This is a genomic window from Mesorhizobium sp. M0317 (assembly GCF_040321555.1).
Taxonomy (GTDB): Bacteria; Pseudomonadota; Alphaproteobacteria; order Rhizobiales; family Rhizobiaceae; genus Mesorhizobium.
Window position 1 is genome coordinate 50589 of sequence record NZ_JAMYRV010000005.1, and the last position, 20514, is coordinate 71102.

16 protein-coding genes are annotated in these 20514 nt (G+C 64.2%); 10 read left to right on the forward strand and 6 right to left on the reverse strand.

The annotated features are described in order from the left end of the window. Window positions 1–40 precede the first annotated feature (40 nt). The 4 genes from NKI88_RS06595 to NKI88_RS06610 all read right to left on the reverse strand — a co-directional run bounded on the left by NKI88_RS06595 (window position 41) and on the right by NKI88_RS06610 (window position 2630). A complete protein-coding gene (locus tag NKI88_RS06595) occupies window positions 41–1090 on the reverse strand; it encodes an aldo/keto reductase (RefSeq protein ID WP_023736834.1) in 1050 nt (349 codons plus the stop codon). A 132-nt stretch (window positions 1091–1222) separates the two neighbouring features. Beyond that, on the reverse strand, window positions 1223–1624 hold the full coding sequence (locus tag NKI88_RS06600) for a type II toxin-antitoxin system VapC family toxin (protein WP_023728699.1): 402 nt from the start codon (window positions 1622–1624) through the stop codon (window positions 1223–1225). Next, on the reverse strand, window positions 1624–1878 hold the full coding sequence (locus NKI88_RS06605; RefSeq protein ID WP_023684084.1) for a type II toxin-antitoxin system Phd/YefM family antitoxin: 255 nt from the start codon (window positions 1876–1878) through the stop codon (window positions 1624–1626). Before NKI88_RS06605 ends, NKI88_RS06600 begins: the two co-directional genes overlap by 1 nt. Window positions 1879–1967: 89 nt before the next feature. Beyond that, the gene (locus tag NKI88_RS06610) at window positions 1968–2630 is read right to left on the reverse strand and encodes a YggS family pyridoxal phosphate-dependent enzyme (RefSeq protein ID WP_352654286.1); all 663 of its coding nucleotides are present in this window, start codon (window positions 2628–2630) and stop codon (window positions 1968–1970) included. A gap of 148 nt (window positions 2631–2778) precedes the next feature. On the opposite strand from NKI88_RS06610, the gene leuS reads away from it, so the two are divergent. Beyond that, window positions 2779–5406 carry a leucine--tRNA ligase gene (gene leuS / locus NKI88_RS06615; protein ID WP_352654288.1) on the forward strand — a complete coding sequence of 876 codons (2628 nt, stop codon included), beginning with the start codon at window positions 2779–2781 and terminating at the stop codon, window positions 5404–5406. Then, complete coding sequence (locus NKI88_RS06620) at window positions 5393–5989, forward strand: LPS assembly lipoprotein LptE (RefSeq protein WP_352654290.1); 597 nt, start codon at window positions 5393–5395, stop codon at window positions 5987–5989. Before leuS ends, NKI88_RS06620 begins: the two co-directional genes overlap by 14 nt. Before the next feature lie 89 nt (window positions 5990–6078). Here NKI88_RS06620 and fsa read toward each other — a convergent pair whose 3' ends face one another. Then, window positions 6079–6735 carry a fructose-6-phosphate aldolase gene (gene fsa / locus NKI88_RS06625; protein ID WP_023688874.1) on the reverse strand — a complete coding sequence of 219 codons (657 nt, stop codon included), beginning with the start codon at window positions 6733–6735 and terminating at the stop codon, window positions 6079–6081. A 90-nt stretch (window positions 6736–6825) separates the two neighbouring features. Between fsa and NKI88_RS06630 the strand changes: the two genes are divergently transcribed. From NKI88_RS06630 to NKI88_RS06645, 4 genes are all read left to right on the forward strand, one after another. Next, window positions 6826–9009, forward strand: a complete 2184-nt coding sequence (locus NKI88_RS06630; RefSeq protein ID WP_352654292.1) for a primosomal protein N' — start codon at window positions 6826–6828, stop codon at window positions 9007–9009. Window positions 9010–9289: 280 nt separating this feature from the next. After that, window positions 9290–11494, forward strand: coding sequence for a TonB-dependent receptor (locus NKI88_RS06635; protein ID WP_352654294.1), 2205 nt, complete (start codon window positions 9290–9292; stop codon window positions 11492–11494). A gap of 15 nt (window positions 11495–11509) precedes the next feature. Next, window positions 11510–11884 carry a hypothetical protein gene (locus tag NKI88_RS06640; protein ID WP_155923829.1) on the forward strand — a complete coding sequence of 125 codons (375 nt, stop codon included), beginning with the start codon at window positions 11510–11512 and terminating at the stop codon, window positions 11882–11884. Further along, a complete protein-coding gene (locus tag NKI88_RS06645) occupies window positions 11881–13167 on the forward strand; it encodes a RhtX/FptX family siderophore transporter (protein ID WP_352654296.1) in 1287 nt (428 codons plus the stop codon). The genes NKI88_RS06640 and NKI88_RS06645 overlap by 4 nt, the downstream gene beginning before the upstream one ends. Window positions 13168–13178: 11 nt before the next feature. Here the strand turns inward: NKI88_RS06645 and NKI88_RS06650 are convergent, their stop codons facing one another. Next, on the reverse strand, window positions 13179–14351 hold the full coding sequence (locus NKI88_RS06650; RefSeq protein WP_352654298.1) for an MFS transporter: 1173 nt from the start codon (window positions 14349–14351) through the stop codon (window positions 13179–13181). Between the two features lie 121 nt (window positions 14352–14472). Here NKI88_RS06650 and NKI88_RS06655 point away from each other — a divergent pair, with 121 nt between their 5' ends. Genes NKI88_RS06655 through NKI88_RS06670 form a run of 4 tightly spaced genes read left to right on the forward strand, consistent with a single transcriptional unit; the run spans window position 14473 to window position 20469 of the window. Further along, a complete protein-coding gene (locus NKI88_RS06655; protein ID WP_352652249.1) occupies window positions 14473–16260 on the forward strand; it encodes an IucA/IucC family protein in 1788 nt (595 codons plus the stop codon). Continuing rightward, window positions 16257–17321: a GNAT family N-acetyltransferase gene (locus NKI88_RS06660; RefSeq protein WP_352652248.1), complete on the forward strand. Its 1065-nt coding sequence runs from the start codon at window positions 16257–16259 to the stop codon at window positions 17319–17321. The genes NKI88_RS06655 and NKI88_RS06660 overlap by 4 nt, the downstream gene beginning before the upstream one ends. Continuing rightward, window positions 17318–19138: an IucA/IucC family protein gene (locus NKI88_RS06665; protein ID WP_352654300.1), complete on the forward strand. Its 1821-nt coding sequence runs from the start codon at window positions 17318–17320 to the stop codon at window positions 19136–19138. Before NKI88_RS06660 ends, NKI88_RS06665 begins: the two co-directional genes overlap by 4 nt. Further along, window positions 19135–20469 (forward strand): lysine N(6)-hydroxylase/L-ornithine N(5)-oxygenase family protein, encoded by a 1335-nt coding sequence (locus NKI88_RS06670; protein WP_023736845.1) that lies wholly within the window; start codon window positions 19135–19137, stop codon window positions 20467–20469. Before NKI88_RS06665 ends, NKI88_RS06670 begins: the two co-directional genes overlap by 4 nt. The last annotated feature ends 45 nt before the right edge of the window (window positions 20470–20514 follow it).

Here is a 20514-nt window from a genome sequence, read left to right on the forward strand (position 1 = left end):
GGAGCCAGATGACCCCCCAAGCATCAGGCGACAGCGATGACTACTTCTTCGGGGCGAACGGAGCCGGGCGACGGCCGGCGCCCTGGCGCTCCAGCATCCAGCCGGGATATTCGGCCGGCAGCGCACTGACTTCGTCCAGTTTGGCAAGATCGTCGGCGTCGAGCTTCAGCTCGGCCGCGGCAAGGTTCTGCTCGAGCTGCTCCATGCGGCTGGCGCCGATGATGACGCTCATGACGAAAGGTTTGGCCAGGACATAACCGAGCGCGACCGTAGCGACGCTGACATCGTGCTTTTTGGCGATGTCGCGCATGACTGCGACGGCTGCCCAGGCGCGGTCCTCATTGACCGGCGGGAAGTTGAAGGCGGCGCGGCGGCCTTCGCCATTGCCGGGCGCGCCCGGTCCGTACTTGCCGGACAGCAGGCCACCGGCCATCGGCGACCAGACCATGAGGCCGAGCTTCTCCTCGTTGATCAGCGGCACGATCTCGCGCTCGAGGTCGCGGCCGGCGATCGAATAATAGGACTGGATGGTCTCGAAGCGGGAAAATCCCTTGCGCTCGGCTATGCCGAGGGCCTTAGAGATGCGCCAAGCCGCCCAGTTGGAGACGCCGACATAGCGGACCTTACCGCTGGCAACGAGATCGTCGAGCGCCCGCAGCGTCTCGTCGATGGGGGTCACCGTGTCGGTGCCGTGCAGCTGGTAAAGATCGATATGGTCGAGCTGCAGCCGCTCCAGGCTGCCCTCGACCGAATCCATGATGTGGCCGCGCGAAGAGCCGCGCTCGTTCGGGCCCTGGCCCATGGCGCCATGCACCTTGGTGGCAATGACGACGTCTGAGCGCTTGACGCCAAGATCCTTGAGCGACTGGCCAAGCAGGCGTTCGGACTGGCCGAATGAATAGACGTCGGCCGTGTCGAAGAAATTGACGCCGGCGGCGACGGAACGGGCAACGATGTCGTTGACGCCCTTCTGGTCGAGGCTGGCGATCAGGCCCCATTGGGCATTCTCGCCGGCGGCGCCGAAGGTCATGGTGCCGAGGCACAGTTCGGAGACGAACATCCCCGTATTTCCGAGTTGATTGTAGCGCATGGTGGCTCCAGCAGATTGGTGATGACGCCAAGCAAATAGGAACGGCGCGTTTCGTTTCCAGTCGTGGCGCAATGATGGACCGGCTCTGGCTCAACCTGCGGCCGACCCCAACACCGGATCAACACAGGCGGGTCAGGCTTCCCAAGGGTTGAACATTGTGACGCCAGTATCGTCGAAATCGGCGACGTTGCGTGTGACCAGTATGAGGTCGTGGAAGAGCGCCGTCGCGGCTATAAGCCCATCTGCGTCGCCGCGCGTGCGGATCGCGGAGATGCGACCCCATTGGGCAGCGATGCTCTCGTCTATGCCGAGAATTCGGTTTTCGTAGCTGTGGCGCAGACCGTGGAACCACGCTGCTAAATGGTTTGCAGTGTCGGGGTCGTTTCGCCGCTTCATTTCGATTCCGCGTGCGATTTCACCGAGCGTGATGACGCTTAGAAACAGAGACTGGCGCTCTTGCTTGATTATCCAATCCGCCACTGGCCCCTCTCGCTTTCGCGCACCCGACACGACGTTCGTGTCCAGAAGAAACATCAGAGGTCCACGTCTCTGCCGGGCCCCTTGGAGCGGCGATTGACCTCTTCGACGAAGTCGTCGTCCCACTCGGGACCGGAAAGAAGGTATTCCGCAAGTGAGGGCTTAGAGCCGACGAGCCTTTCGTATTCTTCAGCGGCCAACACGACAGCAGCGGGCTTTCCACGCAAGGTGATGGTCTGCGGGCCCTTTTCACGAGCCTGCTGAACCAGCTTCGAGAGATTGTTTTTTGCGTCCTGCAGATGCCAGTTCATGGAAGATACCTAGCTAGCTTGGCTAGATATAGCATTGCTGCAGCGATGCAGCAACAAATGCTACTGTTAGGGCCGCGAGATCACCGAGGTTATCGGCCGCCAAAAATCGCCGAGCCGACGCGGACGCTGTTGGCGCCGAAGGCTATGGCGGTCTCGAAGTCGCCGGACATGCCCATCGACAGTTTTGCGACCCCGGCTTCCTTGCTGAGCTTTTCCAGCAAGGCGAAATGCGGGCCGGGGTTTTCGTCGGCCGGCGGGATGCACATCAGGCCTTCGATGGCGAGGCCATGGACATCGCGGCAGCGGGCGACGAAGGCGACGGCGTCGCGCGGCTCGATGCCGGCCTTTTGCGGCTCAGAGCCGGTATTGACCTGGACGTAGAGTTTCGGCGTGCGGCCCTGGCGCACGATTTCCTTGGCGAGTTCGGCGGCGATCTTTTCGCGGTCGACGGTCTCGATGACGTCGGCGAGCGCGACGGCTTCCTTCGCCTTGTTCGACTGCAGCGGGCCGATCAGATGCAGTTCGATATCAGGGAATTCCGCTTTCAAGGCCGGCCATTTGCCTTGCGCTTCCTGCACGCGGTTTTCGCCGAAGACGCGCTGGCCAGCCTCGATGACCGGGCGGATGACGTCGGCCTCAAAAGTCTTCGACACCGCAACCAGCGTCACCGAACCGGCGTCGCGGCCGGCCTCGCGCTCGGCGGCAGCGATCCTCGTCTTGACGGCGAAAAACTGTTCGACGGCGCTGGCCATGTCCATATCCTGCCTGTCTTTAATCGTCTTGGCCGGCTCGCCGCAGTTGACGGGTCCGGCAATCCATGGTGAACACCGCGACGACATTTACCTTGGCCACCGGGCCTTGTCCGGCGGTCTGCGCCTGCTTTTAAGTGAAAATCATCCGATGGCAACCGAACGATACAATCCGCGCGCGTCAGAGCCCAAATGGCAGAAGGCCTGGGCCGAAAAGAAGCTGTTCGAAGCGCATAACAACGATCCAAAGCCGAAATACTACGTGCTGGAGATGTTCCCCTATCCCTCGGGGAAGATCCATATCGGCCACACCCGCAACTACACGATGGGCGACGTGGTGGCGCGCTACAAGCGGGCCAAGGGTTTCAACGTGCTGCACCCGATGGGCTGGGACGCTTTCGGCATGCCGGCCGAAAACGCGGCGATGCAGAACAAGGTCCATCCCAAGGAATGGACCTACGCCAACATCGCCGCCATGCGCGAGCAGCTCAAGATGATGGGCCTGTCGCTGGACTGGGCGCGCGAGTTCGCCACCTGCGACGTCGACTATTACCACCGCCAGCAGATGCTGTTCCTCGATTTCGTCGAGAAGGGGCTGGTGACGCGCAAATCCTCCAAGGTCAACTGGGACCCGGAGGATATGACGGTGCTCGCCAACGAGCAGGTCATCGACGGGCGCGGCTGGCGCTCGGGCGCGCTGGTCGAACAGCGTGAGTTGACGCAGTGGTTCTTCAAGATCACCGATTACGCGCAGGACTTGCTGGATTCGCTGAACGGTCTCGGCGAGTGGCCGGAAAAGGTCAAGCTGATGCAGCAGAACTGGATCGGCCGCTCGGAAGGGCTGCTGGTCCGCTGGCCGCTGGCCGCTCCGGTTGGCGATGCGAAGGAACTGGAGGTCTACACGACCAGGCCCGACACCATTTTCGGCGCGTCGTTCATGGCGGTCGCCGCCGACCATCCGCTGGCCAGGAAGGCCGCCGAGACCAATCTCGATCTGGCCAAGTTCATCGACGAAATCAGGCATATGGGCACGTCGGTGGCCGCACTGGAGACGGCCGAGAAGAAAGGTTTCGACACCGGCATCCGCGTCGTGCATCCGTTCGACGACTCGTGGACCCTGCCGGTCTACGTCGCGAATTTCGTTTTGATGGAATACGGCACCGGCGCCATATTCGGCTGCCCGTCGGGCGACCAGCGCGACCTCGATTTCGCCAACAGATACGGCCTGCCGGTGATCCCGGTGGTAATGCCGGAAGATGCCGACGCCAAGACCTTCCAGGTCACGGAAGAGGCCTATGTCGATGACGGCGTGATGATCAATTCGCGTTTCCTCGACGGCCTGAAGCCGGAGCAGGCGTTCGACGAGGTGGCAAAGCTCCTGGAGCAGAAGACCATAGGCGGGCGGCCAATGGCGGAGCGCAAGGTGAACTTCCGCTTGCGCGACTGGGGCATTTCGCGTCAGCGCTACTGGGGCTGCCCGATCCCGATGATCCATTGCGAGGATTGCGGCGTCGTGCCGGTGCCGAAGGCCGACCTGCCCGTCAAGCTGCCCGACGACATCGAGTTCGACCGTCCCGGCAATCCGCTCGACCGCCACCCGACCTGGCGGCATGTGAAGTGCCCGCAATGCGGCAAGGATGCGCGCCGCGAGACTGACACGATGGACACGTTCGTCGATTCATCCTGGTATTTCGCGCGCTTCACCGCGCCCTGGGCCAACGAGCCGACGGAGCCGAAGGCTGCCGATGACTGGCTGGCCGTCGACCAGTATATTGGCGGCATCGAGCACGCGATCCTCCATCTGCTCTATTCGCGCTTCTTCACCCGCGCCATGCGCGCGACCGGGCATCTCGACCTGGCCGAGCCGTTCAAGGGCCTGTTCACGCAAGGCATGGTGGTGCATGAGACCTACCGCGTCGGCGGAGCGTCGAACAATGGCCGCTGGCTGTCGCCGGCTGAGGTCAGGATCGAGGATGTCGGCGGCAAGCGCCGCGCCATCGAGATCGCCACCGGCGAAGAGGCGGCGATCGGCTCACTCGAAAAGATGTCGAAGTCGAAGAAGAATACGGTAAGCCCGGAAGACATCACCGACGGCTACGGCGCCGACACCGCACGCTGGTTCATGCTGTCGGATTCGCCGCCCGAGCGCGACGTCGAATGGACGGACGATGGCGCCGCCGGCGCACATCGCTTCATCCAGCGTGTCTGGCGCCTGGTGTCGATCGCCGCCGAGACGCTTGACGGCGCCAAGCCGCAGGCGGCGCCGGAGGGCGAGGCGGGGGCCGTTTCCAAGGCCGCGCACAAGATCCTGAAGGCTATCGGCGAGGATATCGAGAAGCTCGGCTTCAACCGGGCCATCGCCCGCATCTACGAACTGGCCAATGCCTTGACCGCGCCGCTAAACGACATCGCCGAGGGCAAGGCCGATGCGGCGCTCAAAGGCGCCTGCCGCGAGGCGGTGGAGATCCTGGTGCATGTGGTCGCGCCGGTCATGCCGCATCTGGCCGAAGAGTGCTGGCACACGCTGGGCGGCACTGATCTGGTCGCCGAACGGCCTTGGCCGGTCTACGATCCGGCGCTGGTCGTCGACAACGAGGTTGTGCTGCCGGTCCAGGTCAACGGCAAGATGCGCGGCTATTTGACAATTGCCCGCGACGCGGACCAAGGTGCGATCGAAAAAGCGGTTCTGGCTCTCGACTTCGTGCAGAAAGCGCTGGAAGGTAAGGCGCCCCGCAAGGTGATCATCGTGCCGCAGAGGATCGTCAATGTCGTTGTTTGACTTCAGAAGGATGGGGCCTGATCTGAAAAAGACGGCGCGCTTGCTGCGCCGCGCAGCGCTGTACGGCATGGTCGCTTCGATGGCGCTGGTTTCGGCCTGTACGGTCAGGCCGCTCTATTCCAGCGCGCCGTTGACGGCCGGCTCGACGCTCAGCGCTTCAGCGGAACTGGCGTCGGTCGCGGTCAAGCCGGTCAAGACCCGCTACGCCCAGCAGGTCCGCAACAATCTGATATTTGCCTTTGGTCAAGGCGCCGGCGAGCCGCCGGCGCCGGTCTACATGCTCGATCTCGGCGTCACCGAACTGGTCGAATCGGCCGCTGTGGTGCAGATCCAGACCGACGAAGACGAGCCGACGGCAGGCACGGTGACGCTGACCGCAAACTATGTGCTGACCGATGCCAGGACCGGCGTGGTGATCGCAACCGGCAAACGGTCGATCCCATCATCCTTCGACAAGCCGACGCAGGAGTTCGCCTCCTACCGGGCACAGCTCGACGCCGAGAACCGCGCCGCGCGTGAACTGGCTGAAATGGTGAGCCTGTCGGTCGCCCAGGACTTGGTCAGGCACGGCAAGAAGGCATGAGCATTCCCTGGCGCTGCCAACTAGACTTTTAGCAGTCCGCAACAAAAAGGCCGGTTTCCCGGCCTTTTTTCGTTTGTATCGAACCGATCTCAGCCGATCTTCTGGCCGGTCTTGGCCCAGTCGGCAGCGAACTGATCCAGGCCCTTGTCGGTCAACGGGTGCTTGACCAGCGCCTTCAGCGTCGCGGCCGGCGCGGTAACGACATCGGCGCCGATCAGGGCTGCCTGCTTGACGTGGTTCACGGTGCGAACCGAAGCGACGAGGATCTCGGTGTCGAAATCGTAATTGTCGTAGATCTGCCGGATCTCCTGGATCAGTTCCATGCCGTCCGCGCCGGTATCGTCGACGCGGCCGACGAAGGGCGAGATGAACGAGGCGCCGGCCTTGGCCGCCAGCAGCGCCTGGTTGGCCGAGAAGCACAGCGTTACATTGACCATGCGGTTCATCTCGGTGCGGATCGTCTTGCAGGCGCGGAGGCCGTCGAGCGTCAGCGGCACCTTGATGCAGACATTGTCGGCGATCTTGGCCAGGATATTGGCCTCGGCCATCATGTCCTTGTATTCGACCGCAACAACCTCGGCCGAAACCGGGCCCTTGACGATGTCGCAGATCTGCTTGGTGACCTCGGCGATCTTGCCGCCAGATTTCAGGATCAGCGAGGGATTGGTGGTCACGCCGTCGAGCAGCCCCAGGTCGTTCAGTTCCTTGATGTCCTTGATGTCAGCGGTGTCGACAAAAAATTTCATGGGGGTCTCCTGAAAGATTTCCATGTGCATGCCATGCACATTCGGGGTTGCCCTTTGATCTAGACCAAAGTCGGGGCAAGGTCACGCCCGATGATCGAAGATTCGCCCTTTGTCGCAGCCGCGCCGGTGCTGGTGCCGATGCCCGCCGAACGGCCCTACACCTACGCTGTGCCCGCCGGCATGCGCGTGGTGCCGGGCTCGATCGTGCGCGTGCCGCTCGGTCCGCGCCAGGTTGCCGGCATCGTCTGGGATGGTGCGGTCGAGAATATCGACGCCAAAAAGCTGCGCCCGATCGAACAGGTCTTCGACTGCCCGCCGATCGACCGCGGCATGCGCCGCTTTGTCGACTGGCTGGCGCAGTACACGCTGTCGCCGCCCGGCATGGTGGCGCGCATGCTGTTGCGCGCGCCGGAGGCGTTCGATCCCGAACCATGGATCGAGGGCCTGCAGCGGACCCTCGTCATGCCCGACCGGATGACGGATGCCAGGACGCGCGTGCTGGAGACGGCGGAAGGGGGGCTTGCCTGGACGCGATCCGGCCTGGCGCACGCGGCGGGCGTGTCGTCGACGGTGGTCGAGGGGCTCAAGGCGCAACGCGTGTTCGAGACGGTGATGATCCCGCCTCGACCGGTGGTCGCCGCGCCCGATCCCTCCTACGCCATGCCGGAGCTGATGCCGGACCAGGCAGACGCGGCCGCCATGCTGCGCGCCAATGTCGCGGCCGCTGCTTTCAACGTCACGCTGCTCGACGGCGTCACCGGCTCGGGCAAGACGGAAGTTTATTTCGAAGCGGTGGCGGCAGCCCTGGACCAGGGCAGGCAGGTGCTGATCCTGCTGCCGGAGATCGCGCTGACGCATGCCTTCCTCGAACGCTTCCAGCAGCGTTTCGGCGCCAAGCCGGCGGAATGGCATTCCGACCTGCCGCCCCGAATGCGCGAAAAGGTCTGGCGACAGGTGGCGGAAGGCGGCGTGCGCGTCGTCGCCGGCGCACGCTCGGCGCTGTTCCTGCCGTTCCGCGAGCTCGGGCTGATCGTCGTCGACGAGGAGCACGACCCCGCCTACAAGCAGGAGGATCGCGTCTTCTACAATGCGCGCGACATGGCGGTGGTGCGCGGCCATATCAGCGGCTTCCCGGTGGTGCTGGCGTCGGCGACGCCATCGGTCGAAAGCCGGGTCAATGCGCAGCAGGGCCGCTACAGCAGGGCGGTGCTGTCGGCGCGCTTTGCCGAAGCCGCGCTTCCCGATCTCAAGACGATCGACCTGCGGCGCGCGCCGCCGGCCCGGGGCGGCTTTCTGTCGCCGCTGCTGATCGACCAGATGCAACGTACGCTGGAGAAGAAGGAGCAGTCGCTGCTGTTCCTCAACCGGCGCGGCTATGCGCCGCTGACGCTGTGCCGTGTCTGCGGCCACCGCTTCGGCTGCCCGGTTTGTTCGGCCTGGCTGGTCGAGCACCGCTTTCGCGGCCAACTCGTCTGCCATCATTGCGGGCACAATGAGAAGCGGCCGGAGGCTTGTCCGGAATGCGGCACGCTCGACCATCTGGTCGCCTGCGGGCCTGGCGTCGAGCGGATAGCTGAAGAAGTCGTGGCGCATTTCCCCGACGCGCGCACGATCGTCCTGTCGTCCGATTTGATGGGTGGAGTGCGCCGGCTGCGGCTGGAGCTCGAGGCCATTGCCAATGGCGAGGCCGACATCGTCATCGGCACGCAGCTGGTCGCCAAGGGCCATAACTTTCCCAACATGACGCTGGTCGGTGTCGTCGATGCCGATCTCGGCCTCGCCAATGGCGATCCGCGCGCCGCTGAGCGCACCTTCCAATTGCTCAGCCAGGTGACTGGACGCGCCGGCCGCACCGGCAAGAAGAGCCTCGGCCTGCTGCAGACTTTCCAGCCGGACCATCCGGTGATGCGGGCGATCGTCTCGGGCGATGCCGAGGCCTTTTACGAACGCGAGATCACTGAGCGCGAACGGGCAGCCCTGCCGCCCTTCGGCAGGCTTGCCGGCGTCATCGTCAGTGCGGTGACGCGGGCCGAGGCCGAAGGCCACGCGCGCGGCCTGCGCCGTGCAGCACCCCAGGCCAGCGACCTGTTCGTGCTCGGTCCGGCCGAGGCGCCGCTGTCGCTGCTCGGTGGGCGCCATCGTTTCCGTTTGCTGATCCAGGGTGAAAAGCGCGCCGACATCCAAGGCTTCATCCGCACCATGCTGGTCGAAGGGCCGAAGCAGCGCGGCTCGGTCCGCGTGCAGGTCGACATCGATCCGCAGAGCTTCTTGTAAGCACAAAGGCTGACGCCGCCGCCGGCCGCCCGTAAGCCGTTTGTCAAGAAAACTCAGCATCTTAGTGCCGGCTAAAATGCGCGCCGTTCATGTACCCGGCTCCCATACGTTCGCTGACTAATCCTGATTTGAAAAGCCACAAAATAAATGTTGACTCGTTTTATCATGAATTATAACTGGGCCTTTCCGCTCTGGCGCTGGGGACCAGGGCATGGATGGGTACAGCATGCGCAGATTTTTCAGTACGCTTCTTTGGTCATCGGCTTTGGGTTCGTCGATTATGGCAGGCGCGGCATTTGCCCAGGAAGCCGCTCCGACGGACCAGCAGGGAGCCACCGTGCTCGATCAGATACTGGTCACCGGCCGCAATGAAAGGTCGATTTCCAGCGTCGCTCAGTCTGTCCAGGTCGTGGAACAGGAACAGGTCGAGGAAGCCGCGCAGGAAAATATCGACGCCGCGACCCTGATCAGCCGCATCGTCCCCGGCTACGCGCCACGCAACCAGACCATTTCCGGCGCTTCGGAAACCTTCCGCGGGCGCAGCGTTCTCATCATGGTCGACGGTGTGCCGCGCAACACACCGCTGCGGGACGTCTCACGCATCCTGTCGATGATCGACCTGAATTCGGTCGAGCGCATCGAAGTCATCAATGGCGCGTCCAGCCTTTATGGCGCCGGCGCCACCGGCGGCACGATCAACTTCATCACCAAGCGCGGCGACAGCGACAAGCCGAAGGTGACGGTGCGCACCGGCGTCACCGCCTTCACCGAAAACCCCGGCAAGTCGGCCGGGCCAAGCACCAGTGTCTCAGTCGAGGGCAAGAAAGGCGATTTCGACTATTTCTTCTCGGCGTCCGGTGATCTGTCGCGCCGCACCTATGACGGCCACGGCAACGAGGTGGCTTCCGACGCCATGCTTGGGCAAGGCGGCGGCGACCGCACCGGCACGGGCAATCTCTTCGGCGTGGCCGGCTACCAGTTCGATTCCAGGCGCTTCGAGGCCAGCGTCGACTGGACCTATGCCAACCAGAAGCCGGACTGGTTCACCGATTACACGACCAATCCCGTCTCCCCGGATTTCGGCGATCCCTATGAAGGCAAGCCGCTGAAGGAAGATACGAAATATCTGACCGCCAAATACACTGACAGCGACTTCGCGCTCGGAAACCTCGAGGTCAAGGCGTTCTACAACGACATCTTCAAGCAGTCGCCCTTTACCAAATTCTCGGCCGTCAACAGCCAGGTGTATTTACCGACGAACCCGACGCGGCCGGTGATCCTGCCGCCGGGTACGGACCCGACCGCCGACTTCAACCAGACGGCGCTGCAATCGCGGCGCAGCGGCGTCAACCTGACCGTCAACACGCCGATGGACTTTATCACTCAGGGCAGCACACTGACCTGGGGCGCCGACTACGTTTTCGATGCCACCGATCAGCAGCTGACCAACGGCCAGGACGCCATCTCGCCCACGACCCAGAACTCGGTTGCCTTGTTTGCGCAGGGCGAAATTCCGGTGACGGATCGCTTTCGCATCAGCGGCGGCGCGCGCTACGACCAGTTTTATCTCAACGTTGAAGACTTCACCCGGCCTGCCGCTGCCGTTCTGCTAGGCCGGAACATTATCGGCCTGCCGGCGATCCAGGTGACCGGCGGCTCGTTCGACTACGACGCCGTCACCTTCAACGCCGGCGCCGTCTACGATCTGACCGAAAGGATGCAGCTTTTCGGCAATTTCTCGCAAGGCTACAGCCTGACCGACATTGGCGGCTTCACCCGCCGGGCCGGGTTGAACTCCAACGCCGAAACCTGCGACGCCTATGGCACCGCCATCCGGCCGCTGCTGCCGTGCACCAACGCGCCGGATTACGCGATCAGCTATGCCGATATCGCGCCTGAACCCCAGCTGGTGAACACCTGGGAAGCCGGTCTGCGCGGCGATTGGGGCGACTATCGCGGCGGCGTCAGCACCTATCTGTCGACCTCGGACAACGGCGTCAGCTACGACATCGTCAACAACCGGGTATCGCAGCAGAAGGAACGTATCTGGGGCGTCGAAGCCAATCTCGAGGCAGACCTCAGCGGCATGTTCACGCTGGGCGGATCGGTCGGCTATGTCGAAGGCAAATACGACGCGGATCGCGACGGCCACATCGAAGCGAACGAGTATCTGCCGAACAACCGTGTCCCCTCGACCTACAAGGGCCTGGTCTATCTCACCACCCGTTTCGAGAACGAGCTGACCCTGCGCAGCGAGTTGGAGCTGTTTTCCGGACGCGACCGCATCGCCACCCAGGAACTGGACGGTGCAGCACTGGTCAATCTCGCCGTCTCGAAGACGTTCGGCAATGAAAGCGTGCTGAACCTTGCCGTGCGCAATGTGTTCGACACCTACTACATCAACCCTTCCGCATCGGCGACCCGCGGCGCCGACGTTCCGGGTCTGGGACGTTCGGTCGCTCTGTCCTACCAGATCACATTCTGAGGGGCGGCGGTGGCGGTGTCTCTCCAACGAAACGGTGCATTGGTCTCGCTGCTGGCAGAAGCGCCAGCCGATCCGGCGGATGGCGCGCGCTATATCGAGGCGCTCGGCCGCCTTTCGCAGGAACGGGAGCCGTTCGTGCTCCTGGTCGATATCCGCATCGAGATCGCGCTGAGCGACGCCCAGCGCAAGGCGCAAAACCTCTGGTACAAGGCGGAACGCGAGCAGCTCGAAAAAGCCTGCCGCGCCTGTGCGCTGGTGCGCCCCGCCGCCGACGAGAACATGCAGCGCGTCTGGCAAAGCCTGTTCGGCTTTCCAGTGCTCGTCACCCGCAGCCGGGCGGAGGCCGGCGCCTTCCTGAACGGTTACGCACCGAAGGACTATGTCAAATGAGCGCCGACGCAGACCGGCCGGCGCCAGCCGGGCTTTCGCGCCTGCGGCTTTTCGTCGTTCTCGCCTGCCTTTATCTGGCGCAGGCCATCCCGAGCTATCTGTTTGCCGCGGCGATCCCGCCGATCCTGCGCGAGCAAGGCGTGTCGCGCACCGCCATTGGCTTGATGGCGCTGCTGATGCTGCCGCTGGTGCTGAAATTCCTATGGGCGCCGCTGGTCGACCGCTTTCGGCCAATGGCCCGCGCCCATCGCGCCGGCTGGGTCATCATCACCCAGATCGGCGTCATCGCCGGCATCGCCGCCATGCTTTGGATCGAGCCGACCGATGTCGCCGGTATCTTTGCCGTCGGCCTTGTCGTGAGCCTGTTGATGTCGACCCAGGACATCGCCACCGACGGCTACGCGGCCAAATATCTCGACCCGAAGGACAGGCCGATCGGCAATGCGATCCAGGGCGGCGCCGTCGCGCTCGGCGTCGTTCTCGGCGGCACGCTCGGCCTGTTGGCTTATCATCATGCCGGCTGGCAAACCATGGTGGCCATGGTGGCCGCGCTGTCCATCATCCCGCTGGTCGCCGCCTTCGCCATGCGCGAGACCGATCCCGTCGCCAGCGCGCCGCAGGCGGCCATCGACCGCCCCTCGATCCTGCGCTTTCTGCGCCGGCCGGAGGCACGCCAGATCCTGTGGATCGCGCTCATCTACCGCGCCAGCGAGGGGCTGGTGAAGTCGATGGAAGGCTCCTATCTCGTCGATGCCGGCGTGCCGCTCGATATCATCGGTTATTTCTCGGGCGGTGCCGCGCTCACCGTCGGGCTCGGCGGCTCGGCGCTGGCGGCGTGGCTGCTGCACAACAGGGGCGCCGCCTCGGTGCTCGGCCTGCTCGGCGCGCTGCGAACCATCTGCTTCCTGATCTTCGCGCTGCACGCTTTCGGCGCTATCGCCGGCTTCTGGCCGATCTTCGGCGCCTCGTTCCTGCAGACGCTGGTGCGCTACATGGAGATCGTGGCGCTCTACAGCCTGTTCATGGCCGTGACGTCGTCGGACCAGCCGGGCACCGACTTCACCATCCTGTCCTGCGCCCAGCTTATCGTCTACCTCGTCGGCTCCATGCTTGCCGGGCGCCTCGCCGACATGCTCGGCTACTCCGCGCTGTTCACCCTGGCGACCGTGCTGTCGGGCATAGCCGTGGTGGCGACCTATCGCATGTTGAATGCCCATTTCGCCGATACCGCAAAAGCCCAACCGGGTACTCCGATGCCGCCATTGCCGGAGGTCGCCGAATGAGCGCGGTCTTCCTAACGCCCGGTCTGACGAACCATGGCAGCGAGACAGGCGGCGGCCAGCGCCAACGCCGCGCAGCCAGCCAGTGGCGCAAAAGGCCAGAGCGTGAAGGCAAAGCCGCCGGCCACCGCGCCGATGCTCTGGCCGAGCACATGGGTGCTGGTGAGCCAACCGGCCGCCGCGCCCTGCTCGCCGGGCTCCAGGCGCTTCATCAGCCAGGCGGTGTAGCCGGGTGTCGCCAGCGCAATGCCGGCCGCCGCCACCATCAGGGCTGCAGCCGAGGCGACGTGGCTTGCCGTGACGGTCAGCATCGTCATGCCGCCGCAAACCAGGAGGCATCCGACGACAACGCTGTTGCGCTCGGCCAGCCGCAGGCGCGCCACGACCAGACCCTGAACCAGAACCATGACGACAGCCACCAGCATCAAGGCCAGGCCGGTCACCGTCGTGGCCTGCGTCGCACCAAGGCCAAAACGCTGTTGGACCATCGGGCCGAGCATCATCTGTGCCTGTCCGAAGCCCAGAGTCAGGCACAAGCCTATCACCAGGCAAGGCAGAGCGCGGCGATCGAAGGGCGATATTCCACGGCCGGCATCAGCCGCCTTGCCGTCGATCTGTCCGCCGCCTGCCTCCTTGCCCGGCGCGAGCCACAGCAACAGCGGGCTGAACAGGAACAGGATGGGCGGCAGCAGCGGCGACAGGACGGCAGCCGTTGCCGCCAGCGCGCCGGCCAGCCGCCCCATGCTGACGCCGGCGCCAAGCAGTCCCAGCGCGGCCTGTCGCCTGTCATCGGCAACCGAGCGGCTGGCCCAGACCTGCGCCGTCGGCATGACGCCGGACGCGGCAAAACCGTACACGGTTCGCGAAAGCATCAGCAAAGCGATGCCCAGCGCGGCTCCCGTGCCGGCTATCAGCAGAATGGCGAACACCGCCTGGCCGGCCAGCATGGCGAGGCCGAGCAAGCGCAGCAGCCTGGCATGGCCAAGCCGCTCGCCCATGCGACCCCACAGCGGCGAGCCGACCAGAAAGGCCGCCGCGCCGACAGCAGTTGCCGCGCCGATAGCAAACGTGTCGAGCCTCAGCCGCTCCATCACCAGGGGAACGAGCGATACGAAGGCCGACTGGCCGAAGCCGATTGCCGAGACCGCGATCGCCAGGCGGCGAAGAAGCGAAGATCGATTTTTCATACTGGTCGTCATAACGCGAAGCTTATTTCCTGGTTAGAATAAATAATCAACAGAAATGTTCTAATAACCACAGCGTATAAGATATAATACTACAGTATTGTGTGGATTTATGAGGATGCACATGGAACAAGTAAAATCAGAATCTTCCTCTGCATTAAGCCCGTTCCTCAACGCGTTGCTGCGGGAATGGGATGGCTGGGAATTCGTCGACGCCAGCCAAACCGGGCTGTTTCGGCCGCAGGCGGCCGTGCTGCGTCTGAATTTCCCTGCCTCGCGCGCGGCGGTGCTCGTCGAGGCGCGGCATCGCTCGAAGGTTGGTTACCACGATTTCGCGATGCCGCTCTGGCGCCTCGATATTAGTAGCGAGGGGGCCGATGGCGAGGCGTCCGAGATCGACCTTTTCAGCCTTTTGGCGCTGATCCTGGCGGATCCCGACATTGCCGGCCGGGCGACAGCGAAAAGCCGACTGACCTTCCTGCGCCGCAGCCTGGCCAGCATCGCCGCAATCGCTGACGCGACTGCGGCGCGTGGATCGTCGCGGCCCTTCTCCGAAGGCGATCCTGATTTCATCGATGCCGAAAGCGCCCTGCGCTTCGGCCATGCCGTGCATCCGGCGCCGATGAGTCGCGAAGAGTTCACGCAGACTGATTCCGCGCGCTTCGGGCATGAATACTGCAATGCGTTCAAACTGCGCTGGTGGGCCGTCGACCCGACCATCCTCACTGGGGGCAGCGTCGAGCCGCTAGATGTCACCGAGATGGTCCGCGGGCTTGCCGCCAGCGATCCGCAGCTGCTTGCTCGGGCTGGCAAGCAACAGGGCAAGGTTCTCGTTCCGATGCATCCGTGGCAGGCCGTACGGCTCATGCTGGAAGACCGCGTCGAGCGCCTGTTTTGCGCCGGCCGTATCGTCGATGTTGGGCTCGGCGGACCAGCGTGGCGGGCCACGACCTCGCTGCGCACGGTTCATTCAGCTGAAGCCGAGTGGATGCTGAAATTCTCGCTCAGCCTGCGCCTGACTAATTCCAGGCGCATCGTCGAGGAGCATGAGTGCCGGCGCGGCCTTTCGGTGCACCGGCTGGTCAAGGGCAAGCTCGGCGGCGCCTTGCAGAGCCGCTGCCCAACCATGACGGTGCTGGGTGAGCCCGCCTGGTTCGGCCTGCGTGACGAAGACGGCCGGCTGATGACGGATACCATTGTCTCGTTTCGCGAAAACCCGTTTCGCGGCACGGGCAATCCGCCGGCTGCCGTTCTCGGCGCGCTTTGCGAGCGCCATCCCGGCCGTACCGAAAGCCATCTGTCCGACCTGGTCCACCGTATCGCCCGCGACGAGAAGCGACCTGTCGAGGAAACGGCGCGTTTGTGGTTCGAGCGTTTCCTTCATGCTGCCATCGAGCCGTTTATCGTTGCCTTCTCGGAATTAGGCCTGCTGTTCGGCGCCCATCAGCAGAACCTCGTCGTCGGTCTTTCCGGAGGCTGGCCGAATGCGCTCTATTTTCGCGACTGCCAGGGCACTGGTTATGTCGAGGAATTCCTGCCCAGGCTGCGCGAATTCGTGCCCGAGGCCGGTCAGGCGGGCGATCATGTCTTCCCAGCGGAAGCGGCCGCGAAGCTGTTCGGCTACTATCTGGTCGTCAATGGCGCTTTCGCCGCCGTCGCAGCCCTTGCCGCCGCTGGCCTCACCAACGAAGACGATCTGCTGGCGATATTCCGCCGCTCGCTCGAGCGGCTGGCCGCCACGCCGATGGCTGACCGGTCCTGCGTCGACTATTTGCTCAACGCGCCGACGCTCGCCGCCAAGGGCAATTTCCTGATCGCGCTGCGCGACATCAATGAGAACACCGAAGTGACCGACCCGCTGGCAGGTTACGTCGAGCTTCCGAACCCCCTGCATGTGAGAGAATACGCATGAACATCGAGGCTGCGAAAAACTGGTCACCCGCCACCGTCGCCGGCAACGAAGGATGGCAGCATCTGGCCTCGGCCGCGGAGCCGCTCGCCATCCGTGCCGGCGATGGCCATGTCAGCCTGGTCAACGCTGAGGGAACAGCGGTGGGACAGGCCCGCATCTCCGACGCGGATGGCCGCCTGCTCATCGACGATGTCGCGTTCATTGGCGGCCGCCTCGACCAACCGCAAATCCTGGCAGGTCTCGTCGACGCCGCGCTGCGCCTGCATCCTTCCTTCGACTGCGCCTTCCTGCCGGCGGCCAAGACGCTGTGGCCGGTTTCGGCGCTGGCTACCGAGACGGTTCCGGGTGAACCGGAACGCGCCGTCATCCATCGCTCGGTCCTGCGCCAGCTGCCGCTGCTGTGGCGCAGCCAGGCCTCGCATGTCACCTATCCGGCATTGATGACCGCTATCGGCCCGCAAGACCGGCTGCCGCCATTGCGCCAACCGCGCCCCTGCGGCCCGATGTACGAACGCTGGATTCCGGAGATCGGTCTCACCGTGTCGCTGCGCCCGATCGACCGCCGGACCGATCTCGACCTCTTCCATCGCTGGATGAACGATGGCCGTGTCGCCTTCTTCTGGGAACTTGCCCAGAGCCATGAAGAGCTCGACAAATATCTCGCCGAGCAGGAAAGCGATCCGCACATCTTCGGCGTCATCGCCAGCTTCGATGGGGAGCCGACCGGCTATTTCGAGTTCTACTGGGCCAAGGAGGACCGGCTCGGGCCTTATTACGAGCCACTCGACTGGGATCGCGGCTGGCATGGGCTGATCGGCAATACGCGCCATCTCGGCCGGCCGAAGACGCTGGCTCTGTTCCGTTCCGTCACCCACTATCTGTTCCTCGACGAGCCGCGCACGCAGCGCGTCGTCGGCGAGCCACGCGCAGCGCACCAGAAGATGCTGAGCTATTGCGCCGGCGCCGCCTACGACAAAGTCAAGGAGTTCGACTTCCCGCACAAGCGCGCGGCACTGGTCTGCTGCGAGCGGGAACGCTTCTTCCGCGAGGTGCCGCTGTGACGGTGCAGCAACCGATTGCCAAAGCGGGCGAGGCGACACGCTGGGCCGCGATCAACCGCGATGCCGTCGCCAAGGCCATTTCCGAACTGACCTTCGAGGAGTGCCTGTCGCCCCGCGAGCTTTCGCCCGGCCGATGGAAACTGACGCTCGGCCCCGGCGTGACCTATCGCTTTGCCGCGACGCGGCGCCTGTGGGGTCAGATCGCCGTCCGTCCGGAGACGCTGACCCGCGATGCCGGCATCGAGCTGCCGGTCGACGATGCGGTCGCCTTCTTCGCCGACGCGCGCGAGACGCTCGGCATGCCGCCGGCAACATTCTGCACCTATGCGAAGGAGCTTTACAACACGCTGATGGCCGACATGCGGATCGCCAAAGCCCGCGGCAATCGACCAGCCGCCGAACTAGCCGCGCTGCCGGATACCGAGTTGCAGGCATTGCTCGACGGCCATCCGAAGGCGCCCGCCAACAAGGGCCGGCTCGGCTGGGGACGGGACGACTTCGAGCGCTACGCGCCAGAATCGGCTGCCGCATTCCAGCTCTTCTGGCTTGCCGCCGCCAGCGATCGCTGCCTGCTGGCGCTTGACTGCGGGCTCGACGAAGAGGCGCTGCTGCAGGCCGCACTCGGCGACTACGAGCGCGCAAGGCTCGAAGCGGCTTTCAGCGCCGCCGGGATCTCGCGATCGACGCATAGGCTGCTGCCGGTCCACCCCTGGCAGTGGCAGGCGATGATCGCCTCGCAATATGGTAGCGAGATCGCCGCCGGCCGGCTGGTGCCGCTTGGCCAGTTCGGCGATCCGTTCCTGCCCCTGCAGTCGCTGCGCACTCTTGCCAATGTGGCGCGGCCCGAGGCGCTGCACGTCAAGCTGCCGCTGACCGTCCTCAACACCTCAGCGTGGCGCGGCGTGCCGGGCAAATACATGGCGATCGGCGCCGATCTGTCGCGCTGGCTGGCCACGGTGGCGGCCGCGGACCCGGTGCTCAAGGACGTCAAGGTCTTGCAGGAAGTCGCCGGCGCCTTCTATCCGCATCCGCACTATACCGGCGTTGAAGGCGCGCCCTATCAGTTTTGCGAGATGCTGGGCGCCATATGGCGCGAAAGCCCCGAAAAGGATCTGACAGCGGGCCAGCGGCCGATGATGATGGGCGCCCTGCCGCAGCGCGACGCGCATGGCAGGCCGATCGCCAGCGCCCTGATGGAGCAGTCCGGCCTTGGTCCGGAGGCATGGCTCGATCGCCTGTTCTCCACGGCCTTCGTGCCGCTCTACCACTTCATGTGCCGTTACGGCGTCGGCTTCATCGCCCATGGCCAGAACGTCACCATCATCCTCGACGGAGCGACGCCTCTCGGCGTGGCGGTCAAGGATTTCCAGGGCGACCTCGATCTCGTCGACCAGCCGTTTCCCGAACTGGCCGGCCTCGACCCCAAAATCCTGTCGACGCTGAAGCGCCGGCCGCCGGCACCTCTTCTCCAGCATCTGCAAACGGGACACATCGTCAGCGTTCTGCGCTTCCTATCCGAGGCGCTGGCCGCCTATGACCGCTTCGACGAGAGGACTTTCTACGCCATCCTGGCCGCCGCCATCCGGCGCTACCAGGCGCAGAACCCGGATCTGTCGGAACGGTTCGCGCTCTTCGATCTGTTTGCTCCGAAGATCCCACGCATCGCCATCAACAAGGTGCGCTTCGCCATCGGCTACGGCGACAGCGGCGAACGCCCTCTGCCCGACCTTGGCACACCGCTCGACAATCCGCTTAACCCCGAGTCAGCCCGGCGATCTCCCATCAGCCCAGCCAGCTCCATAAGGAGTTCGCCATGACCCATACGCTTGACCTCGCAGGCATCGGCATCGGGCCGTTCAATCTCAGCCTCGCCGCCCATCTCGATGCGGTGGACGGCGTCGAAGCGCGCTTCTTCGATCGGGCGACGCGGCTCGAATGGCATCCGGGCATGATGCTGCCGGGCGTCGAACTGCAGACATCCTTCCTCAAGGATCTCGTCACCGCGACGCATCCGACCAGCCCATGGTCGTTCATGTCCTATCTGGTCGCGCAGAAGCGGTTCTATGAATTCCTCAACGCGGATTTCTCAGCCATCCCGCGGCCGGAATTCGCCCGCTATCTCGGATGGGTCGGCGAGAACTTGTCTTCGCTGCGCTTCGCCAGCGCCGTCGACCGGATCGACTTCGACGGAACGAATTTCAGGCTGCGTATCGGCCGCGAGCAGGTGAACGCGCGCAATCTCGCCATTGCCGTCGGGCTGGTGCCTAACATCCCCGCCTGGGCGCGGGCGGCGGCCTCCGATCAATGCTTCCACAACGCCCAGGCCGCCAACCGCCTCGATCGCCTGAGCGGACAGCGTGTCGCCGTGATCGGCGGTGGCCAGAGCGGCGCCGAAGTGCTTCTGCATCTGATCTCCTCCGACCGCTTCGCCGGCCGCGAAATCGAGTGGATCTCGATGCGGCCGAATTTCCTGCCACTGGACGACTCGCCTTTCACCGACGAACTCTTCACGCCGGGCTATGTCGAAAGCTTCCATCGGCTGCCGCAAGGGCGGCGTGAGACGATCCTGGAACAGCAACTGCTTGCCGGTGACGGCGCATCGACGAGCACACTGAAGGCGATCTATCGCCAGCTTTACACGCTGCGGCACCTCTCGGAGGAAACGACGGCGGTCAACATGACGCCGCACCGCGAAGTGCTGAACGTGACGCGGGAAGGCAGCGAATACCGGCTGATCATGCGCAACGGCTTCGACGGCGCCATCGAGACGCGCACCGTCGATGCGGTGGTTCTGGCCACCGGCTATGCCTTTGCCATTCCTGATTGCATGGCGCCGCTCATGAACAGGATCGCGCTGGACGAGCGCGGTCATTACAGGCTCAACGCCAGCTTCGAGGTCGAATGGGACGGGCCCGACGACCGCCGGATCTACGCGCTCAATGCCGGCCGGCTCAGCCATGGCATAGCCGAGCCGCAGCTCAGCCTGATGGCTTGGCGCAGCGCCAAGATCGTCAATTCGCTGCTCGGGCGGGCACAGTTCGATCTCGATCTGCCCGATCCGCCGGTTGCCTGGAGTTCAAGGCACACGATACAAAGCCTGCATCATCTCGGCGCCAATGCGAGGATGACCGAATCGGGCGCGCGGTGATGTTTGTGGAGGCGGGCCGAAGAGCGTGGTACGGCGCGCGTTAAG